Source organism: Shewanella inventionis, assembly GCF_014641855.1.
GTDB classification, from domain to species: domain Bacteria; phylum Pseudomonadota; class Gammaproteobacteria; order Enterobacterales; family Shewanellaceae; genus Shewanella; species Shewanella inventionis.
This window is the reverse complement of the sequence record NZ_BMII01000011.1, coordinates 109,574-131,025: the sequence shown is the minus strand read 5'-3', so window position 1 is coordinate 131,025 and position 21,452 is coordinate 109,574. Positions and strand designations below refer to the sequence as shown.

Sequence of the window (21,452 nt, the reverse complement as noted above, 5' to 3'; positions counted from 1 at the left end):
GTATAAAACCGAATATCGTTACATTGTCAGACTCGCTGCTTTATTCAGAGTCTTAGGGGCATCTGGTGATACAGATGGTTCACTCTTATCGCGGTGAACAGCGCTTCATACGACCTCAGGTCGCACGTCCATAAATGAGTTAGATGCCTCAGCTTGAAATGCCTAAATTCAACTCTGAACTTGAGGCCGTTGAAGAAAATGACGTGAGCTAGCCATGGATGGCGAGCTAGCTTTAGAGGGGAAGGGACGCCCCATCTGAAGCGTTAGCATTTTCGAATAAGGCCGAAGAACACTCAGACGAAGTTAAAAGCTGGATCTGACCACGTCGCGAAATTATCGCTTTTCAGATAATTTTGATGTGGCGGCTGGGAGTTCCAAGAGGGAACAGCCGTTGGTTTCCTCTTGGTCTGGTGTGGGCGAAGCGCCACGACGTTATTGGCCGCAGGCCATAAAAAGCAAAACACCTGGATCCCGGCTCAAAAGCATTGCCGGGACGACGTCGTATTTGGCCGCGCAGGTTGGAATTGCAGCCTGAAGTGTTAATGGCCGAAAACCATAAAAAGCAAACTCCTGGATCCCGGGTCAAGAGCATTGCCGGGACGACGTCGTATTTGGCCGCGCAGGTTGGAATTGCAGCCTGAAGTGTTAGTGGCCCAAAACCATAAAAAGCAAAACACCTGGATCCCGGCTCAAGAGCATTGCCGGGACGACGTCGTATTTGGCCGCGCAGGTTGGAATTGCAGCCTGAAGTGTTAATGGCCGAAAACAATAAAAAGCAAACACCTGGATCCCGGGTCAAGAGCATTGCCAGAACGACGGGAAGGGGTTAACAAGCTTTTTTAAATTATCAACGGTTGCTTAGTACACTGATTTAATGAGGCGGCAACTACCCTGACACAGGGGGGAACTGGCGTCCATCAAAAATCCCCGGTGATATTGCTATCAGCGGGGATTATTATGCATCGGGCTTTAGCTCATTTGTTGGTAAGCTAAAGTCACTCACTCAATCGCTTAGCTTTGTTTTTTAACAAACTGCGATTTCAGCATCATTTGGCCGTTGCCATCAACTTTACAGTCAATGTCATGATCGCCGGCGACAAAACGGTTGATAACTGCTTTAGTGCCCACTTTAAGCACAAGTGACGTGCCTTTAACTTTAAGATCTTTAATTAAAGTGACTTTATCGCCTTCTGCTAACAAGTTGCCCACGGCATCTTTTAAAATAATGGCATCTGGGTCAACCACTTCTTCATTTGGGTTCCATTCATTAGCGCATTCTGGGCAAATTAATAACGTACCATCAGAATAAGCGTAAGGAGATTCACACTTTGGGCATGGCGGGATGACATCACTCATAAATTCATTCTCTGTATATTTAGCTTAAATAAAACAACACTGAGGTAGCAATATATTGTTCTAAAAGCATTTTCGATTGGTATGAGATGGTAATGACAACCACCCCACCTAGATTGTAATAGTATTATAATGTCATTATCACAAATTAACTAGCCTAGGCCGCAAAGTGGTTTCACTATTTGGGACTAAAGACGATGAATTAGCTTTTCACTTGTGGGTTGGGTCGACCTTGATTGTCACCAAAACTCACATCGTGTTTTTCAAGGTATTCACGAATAAGCTGACGCGTGACTTGAGATGGCGTTAAATCTTGTGCGGCGCAGAGTTGTTCAAATGCCTGCTTTTTTAGCGGGTCCATTAAAACAGTAAAACGGGCAGTTTTGTTTTCCACTGGTGATGACCTTTAATTGCAACATGATAATTTGATTATAATGCAGTGATAGGTTAAAGGCCATATTTCACAACCGATATTCAAGGGTGCTTAGCAATACAAGTCGCATCGCTAAGCAAAATTACAGTGGCAGTTTATGCCATGTTGGCTAACTGCTGTTTAAGCTCATTAAAACTCGGTCTGGCGTTTAAGTTAGCATGCAAGCAATCATGCACTAATTGATGTAACGCTTCTGCCTTAGGGCTAACAGGGTGATCAATCAGATTAAGCATATCTTCAATCATGTAACCCAATGCCCTTACCTCAATAGCTTGCATTAACCCACGACGCTCGGGGCTAAACTGCCTTAAGTTAGATGCGGCGCCAAAGTCACCAAATAGCACATTGTCTTGTTTGTTTATCATGGTGTTATGAGCATAAATATCACCATGGCTTATCCCATTTTGATGTAAATGCGCCAAAATATCGGCCATTTGAGTCGCGATTTTAATGATACGTGACTCACTAAAGCGCGTGTTTGGCTCAAAGGTATCGCGGCTGCAGGTTTGCAGCGAAGGTGGCAAACCTAGGTTGGCATAGTCGGCAGGAATAAGCTCCATGACAAGCCCCAACTGCTCTGGCTGATTAATCTGAGCCACCACATTGATTAAATTTGGGTGTTCACCAGCACTTAAACAACAATCGAGCTCATCTGCAGGATAGCCATCACTGGTTACCATACCCTTAAATAATTTTATTGCCACATCGTTATCGGCAAGTGCAGTTAACGCAGCAGGCAGTAACTCAGTATGTAATCGTGCCTGGTATATCAAACCAGAGGCCCCCTGCCCTAGCAGCTTACCTAGCTGGCACTGGGATAATTTAACAGTAGGGACACGGGTATTTTCGCAATGCTCTACATGGCTAAATGCATTTCCGGAAAAAGCCAGCCATGCCAAATTAGGCAGGCTAAATAACCAGTCCGGTAACGTGGTAAGTTGATTGGCAGACAAGCGAATTAATGCAAGTTGATGACAATTTGCCATGCTTTCCGGCAGTGACGTAAGTCGGTTACCTGCAAGCGCAAGCTTTTCAAGACGATAACATTGACCAATACTGTCTGGCAGTTGCTCTATCTGATTGTCGGTTAAAATTAACCAGCGGGTTTGTTTTGGAATTGATGCTTCTGACACCTGTTTAATTTGATTAGCCTTAAAGCCAATCATCTCTAAATTAGGGCATTGACCTAATACATCCGGTAAATAGGTAAACTGGTTGTTCGACAAAAACAGAATTTTAAGTTGATGTAAATCAGCAAAATTGTCAGGAAGCGACGACAATTGATTGTCGGTTAAATCAAGCACTTCTAACGTATCTGCTAACTCAAATAATTTAGCTGGGAACTCACTCAGTCCTTGCGCGATTTTGACTCGTGTTTGTCCGTGCAATAAACCATCATTGAGTTGTTCTAGTGTGTGCATAACGCTTCTCTGTACCTAAAATTGCCGACATAGTAATAGACTGCACTCAGGGAGACAAATTTATGGCAAAAAAAGACCACAGTAAAAACTGTGGCCAAGACGGATGCTAAAAACACAAATTGGGGTTGATTATTTAGCGCTACTTAGTGTCTCTAATGAGATCACAAAATAGTTTCCTACAAACGCCTACCAGCACTCAATATAGAGCCTATAGGCAAACAACAAACTTAAATCAGTTCGGCTAACATGCTTTCGGCATATGGCACCAGTTCGACACCATCGCGTACTTTAGCCACATAGTCTGGGTTAGCAATAAATGGACGGCCAATGGCTAATAAGTCAAATTTATTGGCCTCAATAGCTGCACTACCTGTTTCAGCGCTATAACTGCCTACACCCACTAAAGTGCCAGTGTAAACACTGCGCATGTATGCAGACACACTGCCACCTAAATAATCAAATTGCATTGAGTCATCAAAAATACCAGCGTGTAAAAACGCTAAGTGACGCTTTGATAATTCGGGTAATAGGTAATCAAATACGGCGCGGTCACGTGAATCGCCAGCCATATTAAAGTAGGCACCAGGAGATACACGCAGGCCAGTACGATCAGCCCCAATACGAGCAATAACGGCATCGACAACTTCAAGTGCAAAACGAGACATGTTTTCAGGCGTTTGGCCGTATTCATCATCACGGCGGTTGCTGTCATGATGTAAAAACTGATCAATTAAATAGCCATTGGCACCATGGATTTCAACGCCATCAAAGCCGGCATCGATTGCATTTGCAGCCGCTTGAGCATAATCGTTCACTAACTGTTTAATGTCTTCTAACGTTGCCGCTTTTGGTGTTTGGTAAACCAATTCACGCATTCTTGGCACGGTACCTTCAACCGCTTGTGCAGAAGCTGATAAGACGTCACCCCCACCAAAAAAGTGTGGGTGAGCTACACGGCCTGTATGCCAAAGTTGGGCGAAAATTTTGCCACCCTTTTTATGCACTGCATCTGTAACCACACGCCAGCCATCTATTTGCGCTGGAGTAAATAAACCAGGAGTGTTTGGATAACCTTGACCATCAGCACGAATAATCGTCGCCTCGCTAATAATTAAGCCAGCCTCTGCACGGCGCGCATAATAATCGGCAATTTGCTGAGTCGGCACTAAGTCATTATCAGCCATACAACGCGTTAATGGCGCCATTAAAATCTTGTTTGATAGTGTTAGGGTGTCATTGAGTTTATAAGGTGTAAATAAATTGGCCGTCATGTGACGATCTCCTTTATTGAATATGTATTCAAGAATATTATTTATTGAACATACATTCAAGTATTTTTTGAATACTCGAATAAATTTAGTTAGACTCAGAAGATATGAGTTATTACGCTTCATTGTTGACCAAAAGTAGCCAAGTATGAGAAATGCTGAATTTGACAAAGAAAAAGTTTTACGTGCTGCTATGTGTACCTTTTTGGTAAACGGATACGCAAAAACTAGCATGCAAGATCTCACCAAAGCGACGGGGTTACATCCTGGGTCAATTTATTGCGCATTTGACAATAAAAGAGGCTTATTTATTGCGGCAATTGAGCAGTATCAACAGGATCGGTCTCAACAGTTTGAGCAACTATTTGCCAATGAACATTCTGCTCTAGATAATTTGAGCCGTTATCTCGCATTAATTGTGCAAGAAGGGTTAAGTTGTGATGCCACCCAATCTTGCTTATTAACTAAGTCATTAAGTGAAATGGGCGAACAAGATGAACAGATTAAGCAAATAACATGTAATTTTTTGCAGTCATGGCATCTGGCTTTAGCGCAAGTATTTGAAACAGCAAAACAGCAAAAGCTAATTTCAGCACAAAGCAACAGCCAATTTTTAGCGCAATATTTGGTCATGGGGATTTATGGTTTACGAACCGTTGCCAGCACACAACCTGATATTGACGTGCTGCAACCTTTAGCAGACAAACTGCTTGCGGATTTAATCAGACAATAAAAAAGACACGCTAGTGTCTTTTTATTGATTGCAACTCACTTTATGTTTAACAGGCAGTGATTAGCCGACCGTGCGCTGCGAATATACTCGCTCGCCTAATGCGTTTAATATTTTGCACTCCCCTTCAAGTACCGCGATAATGGATTTACCACGACGAAATGACTCAGGGATCATCACTCGACCCGTTTTGCTCACCTCAAGGTCGGTTAATACGGCATTATACATTTCAAGACCAGCGGGAGCTTCGTAAAACAGTACAGTGACTGTTGCACTCTGTGCTTGACCTGCATCAGCAGATTCAGATTTCATATTTGGACTCTCATTTCTAGCATACTTAGTAAGTGTAGAAATGATATTGATACTTGTAAAATACCAACATCAACTCAGAATAAATGGCAATAACCTCAGGCAAGCGCCCTTGAGCATTACCACAGAGAAGTCCTTTCTCTTTGATTTTTATTATTGGCAGCAAACGATACCATATCGTTAAATTGTATTACCGATCACCTGCACTTGAAACATAAAGTTAACACATCTGATGTGTAAATATTAGTATTTCGAGCAAACTCACATTGCAACACACAGCCCGAAATGATGACTGTTATCGCGTTATCAGCAGTATTTCAACAATATTTATGCTCTACACCTAAACACATCTGCTTATTCCTGCTAGAATCGGCGACAATTTTACGACTTCCATTTCCGAAATATAACGAGATCAAGATGGGCAGAGCATACCAAAACCGTAAAGAATCAATGGCTAAGACAGCAGGCCAAAAAACTCGACTTTATTCGCGCTACGGTAAAGAAATTTACATTTGTGCCAAACAAAGCGGTGTTGATCCTGATGGCAACTTAGCGTTACGCAGCTTAATTTCACGCGCCAAGAAAGACCAGGTGCCAGCACACGTTATTGAACGTGCAATTGAAAAAGCACGTGGCGGTGGTGGTGAAGATTACGATACTGCACGTTACGAAGGTTTTGGCCCTGGCGGTTGTATGGTGATTGTTGACTGCTTAACTGACAATGGTAACCGCACATTCACTCAGGTTCGTCAGGCTTTTGTTAAAAATGATGCCAAATTAGGCAGCCCAGGCACTGTAGGCCATATGTTTGAACATCAAGCCGTATTTGTCTTTAAAGGCGAAGACGATGAAGCCATTCTTGAGTTACTGATGATGGCTGAAATTGATGTTACAGACGTTGAATTAGAAGACGGCATGATTAGCGTGTTTGCACCTATAACCGAATTCAACAACATTAGAACCACGTTAACAGAAGCCTTTCCAGACATTGAGTTTGAAGTTGAAAACTTATCGTTTGTACCACAAACAATGACAACCGTTAGCGGTGAAGACATTGAAACGTTTGATAAGTTTATTGCAGCATTAGAAGACTGTGATGATGTACAAAATATTTATCACAACGCTGAAATTGACGAAGCATAAACAATTTAAAGCAACAAATAAAAACGCAGCCATTACGCTGCGTTTTTTATTGAACTAAACCAAGTTAATCACGATTAACGTAGGTCCATCTCTTGTACTTTTTCGTATGCGATTTCAGGCGCGGTTACATCTGGCTTATCATGTAAATCAGCTTTTAATTGGCCTTTGCGGTGTTTCAATGCTGCATCTAACTTTTTAGCGGCACTGCTAATGGCTGGATACATAACTGCGTTGTTACCTTTTGCAGCAATTCGAGTACCTTCATAATTGGTACGAATTTCAACATCAAATTCACCATGCTCTTTAGCAATGATGATATCTAGCGAAATAAGCGTTGGGAAATGGCTAGCGATTTTTGCGAATTTTTCTTCTACGTGTTGTTTGACAGTATCAGTAACATCAACATGGTGACCAGAAAGATTTATTTTCATAGATTGTCCTTAACAGAATTTTACTTGCCAAATTTATCGCGTGGTACAAATGCATGCTGACATAAATAACAGACTAGTACAAATGCATGCTTACATAATTAGACATGGGGCATGTGGATGAAATCACAAGTGGTAAAATCATAAGTGACTTTGTATCACCGGCAATTGTGTTTAAAACCAACTCGAATGGACTATGTCAAATCGACCTAACCCTTACATTGATTAAACATCAGATTACTGTTTAAGTATAGACACATTTTTAACGATATTGGCTGCAACTTTTAGGCAGATTGCTTAAATGGTGATAAAGCCATCAACTTTTACTCAAAAGCAGTTAATTTATAAACAAATATGCCGATTTAAATTTTTTTTCATCGTTAAAATTAAGTCGAATTAATGAATAATAGGACTCAAAATGGCAACAAAACACCTCCAAATTGACATAGTGTCAGACGTAATGTGCCCCTGGTGCATTGTGGGTTATCGTCGTCTTGAACAAGCATTAAGCCAATTTGACGACCTAGATGTGACAGTACAATGGCACCCTTTTGAGCTCAATCCATCAATGGGACCAGAGGGCCAACATTTAGGCGAGCACATTGCAGAAAAATACGGTTCAACACCTGAGCAAAGCGCACAAAACCGTCAACGTTTAACCCAAATAGGAGCAGATTTAGGGTTTACGTTTAATTTTTCTGACTCATCACGAATTTATAACACCCTACTTGCCCATCAATTACTGTATTGGGCGGCTGACTCTGGCAAGCAAACTGAATTAAAACTGGCCTTGTTCAAGAGCTATTTTACCGAGCAGAACAACCCAGATAATATTGAGGTGTTAGTCGATGCGGCCACCAGCGTTGGGCTAGATGCAAATGAAGCCCGCGAGGTATTAACTGACAAGCGTTATGAAAAAGCGGTCAAACAAGAAGAGCAATTGTGGATAAGCCGCGGTATTCAAGCTGTGCCTGCCATTGTGTTTAATCAGCAGTATTTAGTGTCCGGCGCTCAAGAGCCCGCTACGATAGCAGAGCTTATTAGCAAGCTCACTACCACAGCGGCTTAGCCTATCCCCATAACATTAAACACAAAACCCAGCGTGAGCTGGGTTTTATCAGTAAATGCTGGTTCGTTAACACCAGGCCCTAGTTTATTTTTGTCACCATTAATGTCGGCGATTCAGCACTTGGCCCAGTTACCGTAAAGCGATAAGTACCAGTCGTTGGTGCACTAAAGTGCATGTTAGCGCCTTTTTTAGCTAAGGTTTTTAACATGCCTTCTGCCACTATTTCATCACCGGCGATGGCACCAAAATCAACTGTTGACCAGTCTGGCGTCGCGATTTTAAATTCGTGATCACCTGCTGTCAGGGCAATGTCAACATGATAAACCGACGCGCCCTGATAAACCAACATGTCTACTTCGCCCCAGCCGTTCATGCCGCCGCGCACATAAACCGTGTTGCCAGCAAACATGTCCGTTTTGTCAACACTCAGCTGCGGCGCATTGCGATTACTCATGTCAAAAGTGAAGCTATACATTGCATCAGAATCAACATTAACACTGAGGTTACCACCTTTTTCAGCCAATGCTTTTTCAATACCAAGCTGAACGCTTCCGTCAGCATCTAAACTGCCGTAATCCACCGTACTCCAGTCGCTAGAGGCAATTTTAAAACCTTTAACGCCAGCGGTTAACATGATTTCAGCGCGGTATAAACTGCCACCTAAGTAGACCATTTCATTATCAGTTGACCAACCATTCATATCACCGCGTAAATAAACCGGGGTATCAACAAAAGGCTCTTCGTTATAAACCGATAATACTGGGTTGAGCTTGTCGGCAGCATTGAGCGAGAACACATAGGTTGCATCACGGCTGGCGGTAAAGGTCATATTAGCCCCTTTTGCTAGCAGTAATTCTTCAATGTTTTCTTCAACAACGGCAACGTCACCTGATACAGCACCAAAATCGACGGTGTTCCAGTCTGCTGAGGCAATTTTAAAGTTATAGCTATTGGCGGTAAGCGAAATAGCAAGACGGTATTCACCATTGCCGACATAGGTTAATTTATCCACTTCACCCCAGCCGTTCATGTCGCCACGCACAAAGATATCCGTGCTGCCAAATGGCACCACATCGGGAGCGCCTGCTGTTGCGTTAGCTTTTAACCCCTCGCCTTGTGTGTCGCCCTGCAATTTAACAAATACGGCGGTGGTGTATGCCGGTACAGTAAACTCTCCTTTGCCATCACCTTGTGTAAAGCTGGCGTTTTGCACCGCATTATCAATAGACATTTGTTGAACTGCATGCAGGCTAAAACCGCTAGCAGTTGTAATAGCCTGAGTTTGCTCTTGGGCTGTGCCATTGACTACCACAACCATGGCATCCACATTAGGATCGATGTCGGTTAATCCCAGGCCATCGTCAATGCTCATAGCAATCACGCCTTGCTTTTGATTTTTACCAATATTATGAAATCCCACCCGGTCGATAATATCTTGTGAGGTGGTTAATCTGAACAATTTGCTGTTTTGTCTAATCGTCAAAAACTCATTGAATACCGATGAGGCAAATTCAATTTCAGAAGCTGATGCTGCCGCATTCGGATTAGCTGAAATTCCGCTAATGACGCTCCATTTGCTTTCGTTGTCTTGCGCAAGCGGTAAGCCTACGTTCCAGTTATTGCTGGTTTTGCTAAAGTCGACCCAGTTAAACCAGTCGCCGGCATCATAGGTGTTTCTGTCCATTGATTTAGAGCGCAACATATCACCGCCCATTTGTAAAAATGGAATACCCTGGCTCATTAATGGAATTGTTGCTGCAATATTTTGCACTCGCACGCGATGTTCAAGTGATAAACCCACATCATGTTTGTATTGCAAAATATCCCACAATGTTTCGTTATCGTGCTTAGACACATAATTGATGCTGTCTGCAGGATCTAATGCGTAAGCCGTTGGTTGGCTGTTCCAACTAAAGCTACTGCCTTTGGCTGAATTACCATTAAAGTCTTTTAACACGTAATCTTGTAAGTTACCGGCCATTGATAAGCGTAAGGTATCTTGATCGCGTAAATAGTCATCTTTTTTGTCGGTGGCAAATAACGCCCCGCCACGAACGGCCTCGCGAATGCGATCATTAAAGGTGCCAACGTCTGTCCCCGCCATGTTCGCCTGAACAGCTTGCTCAAATAAGCGGTTGTCGGCAACCTCGCCAAAATTCCAACCTTCACCATAAAAGTAATTATCAGGATCTACCGCTTGCACCGCTTCACGGGCGGCTAAAATACTGCTTTTAGGCATGTGACCCATCACGTCAAATCGAAAGCCGTCATAGCCGTATTCTTTAGCTAAAATAACCAAAGAGTCGCTAACAAACTTATCCATCATGCGGTGTTCTGTTGCGGTATTGTCGCAGCAGGTTGATGTTTCAATTTTGCCGCTGATCTCGTTATATCTGTGGTAATAGCCCGGCACCACTTTATCAAACACTGAATTGTCCCACAGACCAGAAGCACTGGTGTGGTTGTATACCACGTCAAGCACCACGCGTAAGCCAAGCTCGTGTAATGCTTGATTCATTGCGCGTAGTTCTTTAACACGAGCAGTGCCCTCAGAGCTCGATGCGTAACTGCCCTCTGGCGCGATAAAGTGATGCGGGTCGTATCCCCAGTTAAAGCCGTCATAACTGCGAAGTGCACCCACTAAATCTTGTGCATCTGCAGAGCCGGGTAAAAAATCAGCTAATATTGACGCAATTGTGGCGCTTTTATCTTGAGTTTTACAGGCATTGGCCGAGTCATTAATTTGCGTACATAACTTGCCTAAGGTGTCGGTGATTTCGATACGCTTAGTGACATCTTCTTCGATAGTGGCGATATCTGTGGTTGGCAATACATGAAAATGCGTTACCCCAGTTTCGGCCAATTTGCGTAAATGCTCAACCGGAGCGCTGCCTGTCTCGGTAAAGGCTAAATACTTGCCTCGATTAGCCTCAGAGGTACTTTCATCTCTTGCGCTAAAATCGCGAATATGACCTTCATAAATAACGATATCTTCTGGGTTTTCGACGGTCATTACAGTGTGACCATCCCAACCTTCAGGTTTTAAATCATCATCACTTAGCTTTATAAACTGGCTGTATCGACCATTGGTAGACACGTTAAGTGAATAAGGGTCGGTTGTTTCTAGTGTTTCGATTTTTTTTGATACCGGGTGATACACGGTCAACTCATATCGGTAATATTGGCGGTCTAAGCTCATGTCGCCGCTATATGACCAAATTCCCGTGTCGTTATTTAAGTTCATTGCATGAGTGGTAGTGAGTTTTTTAGTGCTGTCAAACACCTTTAAATTGACTGACTTTGCAGTAGGTGCCCACACATTGGCGCTGATAGTGTTGCCATCATAAATGACCCCAAGCTCTGCCTCATCTGCGTCATTTTCACCTTGGGTGTACAAATCATCGAGCACTTTTGCCACTTGCACATAAGTTGCTGCTGTAGGTTTATTGTCACTGTCATAAGCTACCAGTACCAACTGCTCTTTCGCCATGGCTTTGGCTTCGTCAGCGGTAAAGTTTGCCTGGTAAGCCGGCCATGTAGCCAAATGAGGCACTAATTCTTTTTGCGCATCGCTTAACTGAGCGTCAAGCAGTTCAACTTGCATGCCACTTATATTGCCATCGTTATCGGCCTCAATACCGGCGCTAGATGAGTGATGTAATACAAATTTAGCCACACCATCGCTAGGCTCATTCCATACAAATGTGTGTTGATCTAACCAGTGCGCACTGGCACCGTCGATAGAAAATCCAACATCTAAAATAGGATAATCATACACATCGCTTTCACCATGAATGGTAAAGTTAGTTCGGTTAAATTGTGCTTCAGGGGCACTATCATCCTCATAGGCTTTAAGGCTCATGGTTAAGTCAGAGTCGCCCAATGCTTTGCCTGAACCCTCAGTGCCAATATGAATAATAAAGTTTGCGCAATCACTGTAACCGTCTTTTAAATTAATCACCCAATACGCCCCATAATTGGGATCGATACCATCAAACGGATGACCATTTGCCCAGTCGCTTGAGTCAAATGGTGGTGCATAGGCATCGCAGGTGTCGTTGTTCCAGGTATGGAGTTTATAGCCTGGGTAATTGGGGTTACTGCTGCTGTTGTCTTTATCTTTAATTCGGTTGTAATACAGTACAGCCTGGTTAGGCCCAGCCAACACCGTAGGAAGGGGTAAGTCGGGGTTATAACCTACAATACAACTTTCGTTTTTCGCATCAGGAAACTTAGGGGCTGGGCAACTCAATGCCGGTGGTGCGACGCATTCGGTACCGGCTGCATTTGGTACATTAGGTACGTTACAGGTTAGTAACACTTCGCCTGGGGATGATGAATCGCCACCACACCCCATTAATGTGACAACACTCAGCGCCAATACACTTAATGTCGACATTGTTGATTTAGTCATCATAGCTGACTTCTCCCTATCGCATATTGCCCTTTGGCAATGAGATGATTTTTAATTATTGTTATGAGTAATAAACCTGTCTGTTGTTTACATGGCATAGGTGAACCCCAGATAAAATTGGCGGCCAAAATATTGTAAGGTGCCGGTTTTGTTTTGATTGCCAAAAAAGCTCTTTGTCGGCTCGTCGGTGAGGTTATTGACTTGAAATAAAAGACCTAGGGCGTCGTTAACTTGGTAGGAGGCTTGATAATCGATAACGGTTTCGGCGTCAAAGTTCACCACTTGCTCGTTAATCGCTACCTGCTCAGAAACAAACTCGTCTCGATACCTTGCACTCACACGGGTTTCGAAACCTTCATAACTGTAAAATAACGTCGCGCTGACAACATTATTTGATAAACCTGGTAGGTCTTGCGTGCTTGTATCACCGCCTAGACTGGTAATGGATTGCACTTCAGATTCGGTATAGGAGTAACTGGCATTAAATCCAAGTCCCGACCATGCATCAGGCAAAGAGGCAAAAACCTGGGTATATGCCAGCTCTATCCCACGAATATAGCCGCCTTCAGCATTGTTTACAGCAGTGGTATAAGTGCCATTCGTTGTCGCAATTTGCTCACCACTGACTTCGTCGACTATGTAATCAGGTACGTTAAAACCATTTGCTTTAAAATCGAAGTTTTCAATGGCGATGGTGTCGATAAACGAGTCAATATTCTTATAAAACACCGCGGCAACAAAGGCGCCTTCGTCAAAGTATCGCTCGTAAGATAAGTCATACTGATCAGCATAAAACGGCATTAAAAATGGATTGTTGGTGCTGGAACCGTTAATTTCTCCATCGTCTGACACTGAGGCACTGATATCACCCGCTAATCTGTTAATTGGTGGGCGAGACATGACTTTTGCTGCTGCGAAACGAATTTGTGAGTCGTCGGTAATGGCAAAGTTTAAGTTAATTGAAGGGAGGTAGTCGGTGTAGCTGACACCCTGCACTGTTGATACATAGTTTTGGTTAATAATACCAATACTGTCAGCAATGTTTTGTGCACCTAGATTAATGTCACCATCTACATTTTGCAGCATAGTCGCTGATTGGTCGGTATCGACCATACGAACGCCAATATTACCCGTTACAGGCAAACCGCCTATCTCGGTATTGATATTGGCCATAACATAAGCAGATATCACCTCCTCATACACTTCACCGCTTTGCAGCACACTCCAGGAGTAGTTAGTGGTATAGCCTTGAGGATCAACAACGCCATCAGCATTACCCCAGGTTTGTACCGGTTGTGGAATACCATTAGGGAACCAGGCATTTAACGCTGCGTCCAAATCGATGGCTAAATAAGAGGGAAAATAGCTAAAGTCTCCTTGCCAATCAACAACGGTAGTCATGTCTTCGGTGAGTTTTAGTGGCGGCTCTGATTTTGAAAACGCACCATCGTTACCGTATTCAAATACCGAGCGGTCGTTAGAATAAGTACGGTCTGAAAAACGTGCACCAAATTCAATACTCGAGATAAAGTCAGTATTTAAATCGTAGGTAAAATCGATACGGTATGCTTTCATTTCATCCTCATTCACAAAAGGATAAATACCGTATTTACTCACCATAACTCGATTGATATCAGAAAAAGCATCGGCTTGATTAAACCCAACATCAGGTAAATCTAGGCCATTGAGCAAATAGCTAATCGACACATTTTCATCAAATATTGGCGTTTCGGCATTGGCGTCAACAGCAACATTTGACCACAACAACCCGTTACGAAAATCGCTTTTGGCTGACGATAACGATACATCAAGGTTGACATTTAGCCTGTCGGTAACTTGCCAGTCGGCATTAACACCAAAGCTGTTTACTTCGTCAAAGTCTTGGTTGTCGTCGTTAACAATCTCAACCCGTGTATAACTTTTAGAAGTACGATTAAATGTCCCCCCAATCATGCTGTTGCCATCAAACACTGGGTTAGCAACACTGGCATTGCGGCCACCTAATTTAGCCCTAAACCCGCGCGCAAACGACTCACTGTCAAAACGCGACATAAACGAATCGGCTTTAACCACAAGATTGTCAACTGGAGCCCATTCAATGGCTCCCATGTAGCCATTTCGAGTTTCAACACCACCTAAGTGCTGCATTTCAAACCCTTCACTGATGTATTCAAAGTCAGGATTATCGATGGGGCCATTAGTGTCGTTTGCTAATCCATCAAGCTCTTTAGAATCGTTGTAGGCTAAACCTATAAATTGAGTGGCCACGCTAGGCTGTTCAAGACGGGCATAACCGACCGCAATCCCTAGGGTGTCTTCTAAAAATTTACCTTGATAAGAAAAGCTTAAGCGGCTGCCATATTCTTCTGCGCCAAACACTTCGCTGGCACGATCGTTATGCATACCACGGGCATTAACCACAAAGCTGTGGTCTTTATCAATGCTTAGCGGGCTGACCGTTTGTAATTCAACGGTACCGGCAACGCCACCTTCAATAAGCGATGCTTTAGGCGACTTATATACTGCTGCAGAGCTAATTAATTCGGAGGGGTATTGGTCAAACTCAATGCTGCGAGAACCGCTAGTAGAAACCTGCTCACGGCCATTTAAGGTTGAAAATACAAACCCGCCAGACATACCACGTATGTTAATTTCGGCGGCCTGCCCACCGGTTCTTACGGCCGAAATACCTGGCAAGCGAGTCAGTGCATCTGCCATTGACACATCGGGTAGCGCGCCTAAATCATCTGCAGATAATTGCTCAGATACCGTGTCACCAAAGCGTTTTGAATTAAGTGAATCAATTAAACTGCGGCTGTAACCTTTAACCAAAATACGTTCAATAGGCTCAGCGTCTGCTTCATCTGTTGTCTGGTTGGCCGTGATATCCGTTGCATTTGTCACGGGCTTATTCAATTCAATACTTTGTTTAGTATCGGTTGGCTGTTCAACCTTATCATTAGCTTTTACCGCTTGAGGCATAAACATCACACTCAGACCGGCGGCAACTAACGCTAATGTTAAGACATTGGGTTTGCTTTTAAGCATTGGTTATTCCCTCACCATCTCGTTTATTAGTGATCCAACACTCAGTTTATTCATGCTGAAGATGCTAAATATTGGACATTTATTATTCGGATATACTAATCATCTGCCTGAATAATACACAACACGATGCATACGTATTCATAACAAATTGATAACATGCACTTAATTGCAATACCCACACAAAAACAAAGCTAACCATTGATTTTATACGAATTTTTACTTTTTTAGATTATTAGCCGTGTCAGCAATCTCATTGTAAAAATGTCATTCATTATACTGAGAGGGTAAAGTTTAATGATTTGTAGCAAATACATGGACTTTCTGTTGCGCTTGGTGTTGAATCAATGACGTTGTTTCAATTTTATTTAGCCAGATACGTTATGGGCATTTCATTGATACGACATGGTTATACGCCATATTCATTTAGTTTTAGGAGTACATAATGGGGTTTAAAACGACGGTAAATTGGCAATCTTCACCCAGTGAAGAGGGTGAGTTTAATCGTGACCATCAGGTCAAATTTGGTACAGGGCAAACTATCGAAGCATCATCAGCACCTGAGTACAAAGGCAATGCTGAAAAAGTGAATCCTGAAGAAAGCTTATTAGCGGCATTGTCGTCTTGCCACATGCTGACATTTTTAGCGATTGCCCATTTAAAACGACTGCCTGTCGCCAGCTATGTCGACAATGCCACAGCAGATTTAGGTAAAAATGAAGCGGGTAAAGTGGCGGTAGTGAAGATGACACTTGAGCCAACTGTCACCTTTGCTGAAGGCGTTGAAGTCGACCAAGACACATTAGAAAAAATACACGAAAAAGCACACGCAAACTGCTTTATTGCGAACTCAATTGCCTGTGAAGTTGAAATTAAAACAAGCTAAAAACCTATGATGAAGCGTTAGTTTTAGCGCCAATCTCATCTGTGTTATTAATAAAAATGCCCCTACAAACCAGTTTTGGCAGGGGCATTTTTGACTTGAGCTAATAACCTTGAGCGAACTCCAACACTACTTTGCTTGGATGTCGTCCGCTTTACCTGTTTTGGGCATAGGTAAACTTTGCAAAGGTGTGATAGGTTGCTGTAACAGCTCATCTTTTAAATAACTCATTGCCGCCTCAAGCTGGGCATCGTTACCATTAAAGGTCGCGTAAGGTAAGTTATCCACTTCAATGTCTGGTTCAACACCATGACCTTCAACAATCCAACGTCCATCGATAGCATATTGTGGGTATTCAGCCACTCGAGCCATACCATTATCGGTCACAGCGTTTCGTCCCGACAACCACACACCGGCACCAGCTGTTTGTTTACCTATAATTGGCGCAATATTCAGCGCACGAATACCCGCAGAGAAGGTTTCACCGTCTGAGTAAGTCATTTGATCGGCCAACACCACTAAATGACCTCTAAACGTTTGCTGCATATTGGCATGAGTACTGCCATGAGTTGGCTGCCAAAATGCCCATGCACGACGTAATAACTTTTCAATAATCCAGCTGTCAATGTTGCCACCACGATTACGGCGAACATCAATAATGAGCCCGTCTTTGTCGTAATTGGTATAAAACTCTCGAGCAAAACTTTCAATATCGCCAGCACCCATGGCATACAAGTGCAGATAACCAATATTCCCGTTTGATGCTTTTTCGACTTTAGCGCCATTGTGCTCAACCCAGTCAAGATAGCGTAACTTGGCATCTGTTGCTGTGTCGTGTGGCGTCACCACTGTGTTGTGCGTGCTTTTGCCACGTTGTAATGAAATTAACACTTGTTTATTGCCTTGGTTACGCAGTAATTGTGTCACATCAGCAATGTTAGCCACTTTTTTGCCGTTAATATGAGTAATTATATCGCCTTGTTTTGCATCAACGTCGATGCGAGCTAGCGGTGAGCCAGACAAAGGTAACTCTGGATCTGTTTGATAAATATGGCCTATCACCACGCCTTTATCCGTTTGCGTTAATCGTGCGCCTAACGCTGCGGCTTTCGCTGCATCTTTATCTTGGTCAATGTCACCACCACGCACTTGTGAGTGCAGTGAATTCAACTCCCCCATCATTTGCACAAAAATATCATTGAGTTCATTGCGGTCGGTGAGCCTGTCGACCAATGGCTGGTATTTTGCTTTGGCGGCTTGCCAATCAACACCACGCATTTTAGGGTCAAAAAATGAGTCGCGGTGCATTAACCAGGCGTCTTCAAAAATCTGTTGCCATTCTTGTTGCGGTGAAATGCTTAACTGCCATTGATCTGTGCTCACTTTAGCGTTTGACACATCACTGGGCAGTTTATCGCCGGCATCGACAATCATGATGTTTTTAGGATCTGATTTTTTGCGCAGCATAAGTTTGCTGCCATTTTTTGCTAATGCGTATTGACCAACATCGTCGCTAAATGTGTCTACTTTGGGTTGTTGTGCATCAAACTTAATTAGCTTTAATTCGCTTTTATCTTGGTTGCCATCCAGTAAATACAGCTTGTCTTTGGTGGCCGTTAAACTGGTGTAATTGCCTGCATCAACCGGAACTTGCCACAAGCGTTGAGATAGTCCGTCCCACTCCACTTTGGTTTTCATTGCAGTATCGTGATCTTTTGATTCTGTTTTTTTAACGCCTTTATTCACCGTTAGCTCTGTTGGTTTGGCAAATGGAAACGCCGCTTTAGCCTCTAGCGCGATGGCAAATACTTGGGTGCGCTTGTCAAAAATAGGCCCCATATTTCTATCGCCCCAAGGCGAACCTGGATTGGCTTTAAACTCGCGGTTAGACAAGAAATAAAGCCATTTACCGTCATGACTAAAGCTGGGTGAAAACGACTCGTATTTGTCTGTGGTTAAGGTTTGCGCTTTAGACTCATTAATGGAATACAACACAATTTGAGGGCGTTGTTTGCCGATTTCAGATTTGGTTAACGCTAAAAATTGGCTGTCGGCAGACCATTTAATGTCTTGATAAGGGCCTAACCCCTCACCATTTTCGATAATTTTTTGGTTGTTGCTGCGAGTTAAATCCAGTAACCATACATTGCCCATATAGTCGTCGTGCACTAAATAGCGGCCATTGGGTGATAACGATAAGCTGGTACGTAAGGTGCTACCATCTTTGGTTAGTTGTTTAGCCCCTGCTGAGCCGTCTGCTGGGTATTGCCAAATTTCTTGTTCGCCAGAGGCATCACTAATGGCATAAACCCATTTGCCGTCGTCACTTAATAGAGCATCACGAAGTCTACTGTTGGCTGGAGAGTCTATTTGTACCAGGCGACGACCATCGTTACTGGCAATGGCCACATGGCTGCGAGCAGTAATCACCACATTGTCACCTTGATGAGCAAACACCGTCGAGGTGGCATATTCCATTGGGTCATTAACCCATTGCTCACGGCGGTGAGCAAAGTCACTGGTGAGCTCAATATCTAGGGTAGTTTCGGCCATGTCGGCTAAATTGAGTAACTTAATGTCGGCGCCTTGTTGAAATACAATGCGGCCATTGTCTAGCTGGGCATCGCGCACCTGCCATTGGGTGTATTGGGTATGCTGTTTAACATCTTTGCCCTCAAGGCTCATTGACCAAATGTTGTCGTTACCGGATTGATCGCTGACAAAATACACTCGTTGTTGCCATAGCATCGGCTGTTTTACAGAGCCTTCATGAGCTGTGGTTAATTGCTCTGCTTCTTGCTTGCTGCCAAGTTTATAACGCCAAATTTCACCTTTGGCGCCGCCACGATACACTTTGGCGTTGTCGCCACTCACTTGCAGGCCAAATTGAGTAAAGTACACATACTCGCCTTTATCATCGATGACGCCTTCAACGGCGTCGGCTAATGGCAGATCAGTAACGGCTAATGTTTGCGGGTTAACGGTTTTGAGCACCCAAAAGTTAGCAGGACCAAAAGCATTGTCGGTTGAATATAAAACGTCACCTGCAGCGGTCCAACCTTGCAGGCGCACTCGGCTATTTTCAAAACTGACTCGCTTGGCCACACCGCCCGCAATCGGCATCACATACACTTCGTTTGCGCCTTCATAATTGGCGGTATATGCCACCCACTTGCCGTCTTTAGAAATTGTGGCATCGAGCTCTTCAGCGGTGAGGCTAGTTAAACGGCTAGCTTTGGTTTGATTAAGCGTTGTTGTCCACAAGTCGCCTTCTGCAGTAAAGACTAGCGTTTGGTCATGCAGTGCAGGCGCGCGGTAATAGCCTTGATTTGAGGCGTGGGCGAAGATCATTGATGAACAGGCTAAGGTGCCTAAAGCTAACATGCAATGCGTTACTGAGCGGCGAAGTTTCATGTGAGGTATTTCCTTTGTTTAAATCTAAGGCCTTATCATTGTTTGTTCACGTTATCAGAGTTATGTCATTTTTTGCAGCGTAAAAGTGTAACGAAAAACGGCTAAGCATTATGCGCTTAGCCGTTGGGAGAGAATTACTGCGAGGTGAGCTGCACTTTAATTTTTTGATATTGCTCATAAAGCGGATGCGCTGGGCTCAAAAGCTCAGGAAAGCGTTGCTCCATGGTGATCATATAACCTTCAGCCTGCTTGATTTTATTGTCTGCGATTAACGCCTGTAATCGCGCAAAAGCGGCTTCTGCGGTATCAAGCTCTATAGTACCTTTTGAGGGATTTTCGAGTTGTTGCTTCATCAGTTTAAGCTCTTTTTCTTGCTGGCGTATCGGCAAAGCTGCGGCCTTTCGCTGCGCCGCTTCAGCGTCGGCAACCTTTTTAATCGCTTGGGCTTGCTGTTGTGATTCTGCTAACGCTTGTTGAGAGCGGTTCTGAATCGGTATTTTGTCGCCAAGTGAGCTATCGGTTAAGGCTTCAACACTTGCAGGCGCCGCCATAGCCTGTTCAGGCTTTAAGCTGTCGGCTGATATAGACATGCCTTGTGTTTCATTCAATTGTGCCTCAGCAACATCTGCCGACATGTCACTTGTAGATAGTGGCATCACAGTTTCAGAGTCAAGCGATTGAACGTCCATCTGCTGTTTAGGCAATCCTTTTTCAAGGTTGATCCCAGCTTGCTGCTGTAAACTCGGGCTTAAAATAAACAAACCAGCCACTAACACGACTGATGCCGCAGTTGAAAATAACCAGGCATTGCGACGCCACATAGCAGGCTCGCCTTTATTGTTTTTAGCCACAGCATGGCGGGCAGACTTTGCTTTTGCCAAAATAGCCTCGTCTAATTCTGCTGATGGCTGTTCTAGCGTTTGCTGGTGATAAGTTTGTTTGATTTCAGTTTGTAGTGCAGTGAACTCTGCATCATCTTGTTGCTGAGCCATTAGCTTGTCTCCTGCAATTTATTGGCAATGCATTGCTTAATACTCTGATAAGCATAACGAATGCGACTTTTGGTTGCTTCTAAGGTCACATTGGCAATATCGCTTATCATTGCAGCCGACATGCTCATTTCAATATTGAGTAAAAATGCTTCTTTTTGCACCGCTGGCAAATCGGCAATGCAAGACTTCATCATATTAAGCTGTTGCTGTTGCTGTAATTGTGGCTCTGGCGCCTTGAGGTTATCAGCTTCAAGGCTATCCATTTGCTGCTCATCGGCCAGTGGGTTGATGTTATCGAGTGGCTTAACCACTCGCACATGATCAATTAGCAAGTTATGAGCAATTTTATACAGCCAAGTGGTAAATTTAGCCTTTACCTGATATTGAGCAGCCGCATTAATCACCTTACTCCAGGTATCTTGATATAGGTCTTCTGCCAGTTGCTTGTCATGTATTTGGCGGACAAAATAACGGTACAAAGGGCCTTTATGTTTACGATATAACGCTTCAAATGCCGTAATGTCGCCGGCTTGATAGTTGAGCATGAGCT

The 21,452-nt window shown here is 43.6% G+C and carries 15 protein-coding genes; 4 read left to right on the top strand and 11 right to left on the bottom strand.

Annotation, left to right across the window (positions count from 1 at the left end; translation table 11 throughout):
- Window positions 1-1,011: 1,011 nt before the first annotated feature.
- The 4 genes from IEW93_RS08195 to IEW93_RS08180 all read right to left on the bottom strand — a co-directional run bounded on the left by IEW93_RS08195 (window position 1,012) and on the right by IEW93_RS08180 (window position 4,478).
- Window positions 1,012-1,356: a zinc ribbon domain-containing protein YjdM gene (locus tag IEW93_RS08195; protein WP_188738799.1), complete on the bottom strand. Its 345-nt coding sequence runs from the start codon at window positions 1,354-1,356 to the stop codon at window positions 1,012-1,014.
- A 199-nt stretch (window positions 1,357-1,555) separates the two neighbouring features.
- Complete coding sequence (locus tag IEW93_RS08190) at window positions 1,556-1,747, bottom strand: ribbon-helix-helix protein (protein WP_188738798.1); 192 nt, start codon at window positions 1,745-1,747, stop codon at window positions 1,556-1,558.
- 134 nt (window positions 1,748-1,881) lie between these two features.
- Window positions 1,882-3,207, bottom strand: coding sequence for a protein kinase (locus tag IEW93_RS08185; RefSeq protein WP_188738797.1), 1,326 nt, complete (start codon window positions 3,205-3,207; stop codon window positions 1,882-1,884).
- A 227-nt stretch (window positions 3,208-3,434) separates the two neighbouring features.
- Window positions 3,435-4,478 carry an alkene reductase gene (locus IEW93_RS08180; protein WP_188738796.1) on the bottom strand — a complete coding sequence of 348 codons (1,044 nt, stop codon included), beginning with the start codon at window positions 4,476-4,478 and terminating at the stop codon, window positions 3,435-3,437.
- A gap of 145 nt (window positions 4,479-4,623) precedes the next feature.
- On the opposite strand from IEW93_RS08180, the gene IEW93_RS08175 reads away from it, so the two are divergent.
- On the top strand, window positions 4,624-5,208 hold the full coding sequence (locus IEW93_RS08175; RefSeq protein WP_188738795.1) for a TetR/AcrR family transcriptional regulator: 585 nt from the start codon (window positions 4,624-4,626) through the stop codon (window positions 5,206-5,208).
- 60 nt (window positions 5,209-5,268) lie between these two features.
- On the opposite strand, the gene IEW93_RS08170 is transcribed toward IEW93_RS08175, so the two are convergent.
- Window positions 5,269-5,517, bottom strand: coding sequence for a TIGR02922 family protein (locus tag IEW93_RS08170; protein ID WP_188738794.1), 249 nt, complete (start codon window positions 5,515-5,517; stop codon window positions 5,269-5,271).
- Window positions 5,518-5,931: 414 nt separating this feature from the next.
- On the opposite strand from IEW93_RS08170, the gene IEW93_RS08165 reads away from it, so the two are divergent.
- A complete protein-coding gene (locus IEW93_RS08165) occupies window positions 5,932-6,657 on the top strand; it encodes a YebC/PmpR family DNA-binding transcriptional regulator (RefSeq protein ID WP_188738793.1) in 726 nt (241 codons plus the stop codon).
- Window positions 6,658-6,731: 74 nt separating this feature from the next.
- On the opposite strand, the gene hpf is transcribed toward IEW93_RS08165, so the two are convergent.
- On the bottom strand, window positions 6,732-7,088 hold the full coding sequence (hpf, locus tag IEW93_RS08160) for a ribosome hibernation-promoting factor, HPF/YfiA family (protein WP_188738792.1): 357 nt from the start codon (window positions 7,086-7,088) through the stop codon (window positions 6,732-6,734).
- Window positions 7,089-7,503: 415 nt separating this feature from the next.
- On the opposite strand from hpf, the gene IEW93_RS08155 reads away from it, so the two are divergent.
- Window positions 7,504-8,154, top strand: coding sequence for a DsbA family oxidoreductase (locus IEW93_RS08155; RefSeq protein ID WP_188738791.1), 651 nt, complete (start codon window positions 7,504-7,506; stop codon window positions 8,152-8,154).
- 79 nt (window positions 8,155-8,233) lie between these two features.
- Here the strand turns inward: IEW93_RS08155 and IEW93_RS08150 are convergent, their stop codons facing one another.
- Window positions 8,234-12,571, bottom strand: a complete 4,338-nt coding sequence (locus IEW93_RS08150; RefSeq protein WP_188738790.1) for an alpha-1,6-glucosidase domain-containing protein — start codon at window positions 12,569-12,571, stop codon at window positions 8,234-8,236.
- Window positions 12,572-12,655: 84 nt separating this feature from the next.
- Window positions 12,656-15,616 carry a TonB-dependent receptor gene (locus tag IEW93_RS08145; RefSeq protein WP_188738789.1) on the bottom strand — a complete coding sequence of 987 codons (2,961 nt, stop codon included), beginning with the start codon at window positions 15,614-15,616 and terminating at the stop codon, window positions 12,656-12,658.
- A gap of 442 nt (window positions 15,617-16,058) precedes the next feature.
- Between IEW93_RS08145 and IEW93_RS08140 the strand changes: the two genes are divergently transcribed.
- On the top strand, window positions 16,059-16,499 hold the full coding sequence (locus IEW93_RS08140) for an OsmC family protein (protein WP_188738788.1): 441 nt from the start codon (window positions 16,059-16,061) through the stop codon (window positions 16,497-16,499).
- 126 nt (window positions 16,500-16,625) lie between these two features.
- Here IEW93_RS08140 and IEW93_RS08135 read toward each other — a convergent pair whose 3' ends face one another.
- The 3 genes from IEW93_RS08135 to IEW93_RS08125 form a co-directional block, all read right to left on the bottom strand.
- The gene (locus tag IEW93_RS08135) at window positions 16,626-19,910 is read right to left on the bottom strand and encodes a S41 family peptidase (protein ID WP_188738787.1); all 3,285 of its coding nucleotides are present in this window, start codon (window positions 19,908-19,910) and stop codon (window positions 16,626-16,628) included.
- Window positions 19,911-20,044: 134 nt separating this feature from the next.
- A complete protein-coding gene (locus tag IEW93_RS08130) occupies window positions 20,045-20,902 on the bottom strand; it encodes a hypothetical protein (protein ID WP_188738786.1) in 858 nt (285 codons plus the stop codon).
- On the bottom strand, window positions 20,902-21,447 hold the full coding sequence (locus IEW93_RS08125) for a sigma-70 family RNA polymerase sigma factor (RefSeq protein ID WP_229706654.1): 546 nt from the start codon (window positions 21,445-21,447) through the stop codon (window positions 20,902-20,904). Before IEW93_RS08125 ends, IEW93_RS08130 begins: the two co-directional genes overlap by 1 nt.
- Window positions 21,448-21,452 lie beyond the last annotated feature (5 nt).

What these genes read in the sequence shown, in the direction of transcription:
- IEW93_RS08125 (WP_229706654.1), bottom strand. Translation starts at nt 21,447, where the DNA reads ATGCTCAACTATCAAGCCGGCGACATTACGGCATTTGAAGCGTTATAT.
- IEW93_RS08185 (WP_188738797.1), bottom strand. Translation starts at nt 3,207, where the DNA reads ATGCACACACTAGAACAACTCAATGATGGTTTATTGCACGGACAAACA.
- IEW93_RS08140 (WP_188738788.1), top strand. Translation starts at nt 16,059, where the DNA reads ATGGGGTTTAAAACGACGGTAAATTGGCAATCTTCACCCAGTGAAGAG.
- IEW93_RS08145 (WP_188738789.1), bottom strand. Translation starts at nt 15,616, where the DNA reads ATGCTTAAAAGCAAACCCAATGTCTTAACATTAGCGTTAGTTGCCGCC.
- IEW93_RS08165 (WP_188738793.1), top strand. Translation starts at nt 5,932, where the DNA reads ATGGGCAGAGCATACCAAAACCGTAAAGAATCAATGGCTAAGACAGCA.
- IEW93_RS08135 (WP_188738787.1), bottom strand. Translation starts at nt 19,910, where the DNA reads ATGAAACTTCGCCGCTCAGTAACGCATTGCATGTTAGCTTTAGGCACC.
- IEW93_RS08180 (WP_188738796.1), bottom strand. Translation starts at nt 4,478, where the DNA reads ATGACGGCCAATTTATTTACACCTTATAAACTCAATGACACCCTAACA.
- IEW93_RS08150 (WP_188738790.1), bottom strand. Translation starts at nt 12,571, where the DNA reads ATGATGACTAAATCAACAATGTCGACATTAAGTGTATTGGCGCTGAGT.
- IEW93_RS08170 (WP_188738794.1), bottom strand. Translation starts at nt 5,517, where the DNA reads ATGAAATCTGAATCTGCTGATGCAGGTCAAGCACAGAGTGCAACAGTC.
- IEW93_RS08130 (WP_188738786.1), bottom strand. Translation starts at nt 20,902, where the DNA reads ATGGCTCAGCAACAAGATGATGCAGAGTTCACTGCACTACAAACTGAA.
- IEW93_RS08195 (WP_188738799.1), bottom strand. Translation starts at nt 1,356, where the DNA reads ATGAGTGATGTCATCCCGCCATGCCCAAAGTGTGAATCTCCTTACGCT.
- IEW93_RS08155 (WP_188738791.1), top strand. Translation starts at nt 7,504, where the DNA reads ATGGCAACAAAACACCTCCAAATTGACATAGTGTCAGACGTAATGTGC.
- hpf (WP_188738792.1), bottom strand. Translation starts at nt 7,088, where the DNA reads ATGAAAATAAATCTTTCTGGTCACCATGTTGATGTTACTGATACTGTC.
- IEW93_RS08175 (WP_188738795.1), top strand. Translation starts at nt 4,624, where the DNA reads ATGAGAAATGCTGAATTTGACAAAGAAAAAGTTTTACGTGCTGCTATG.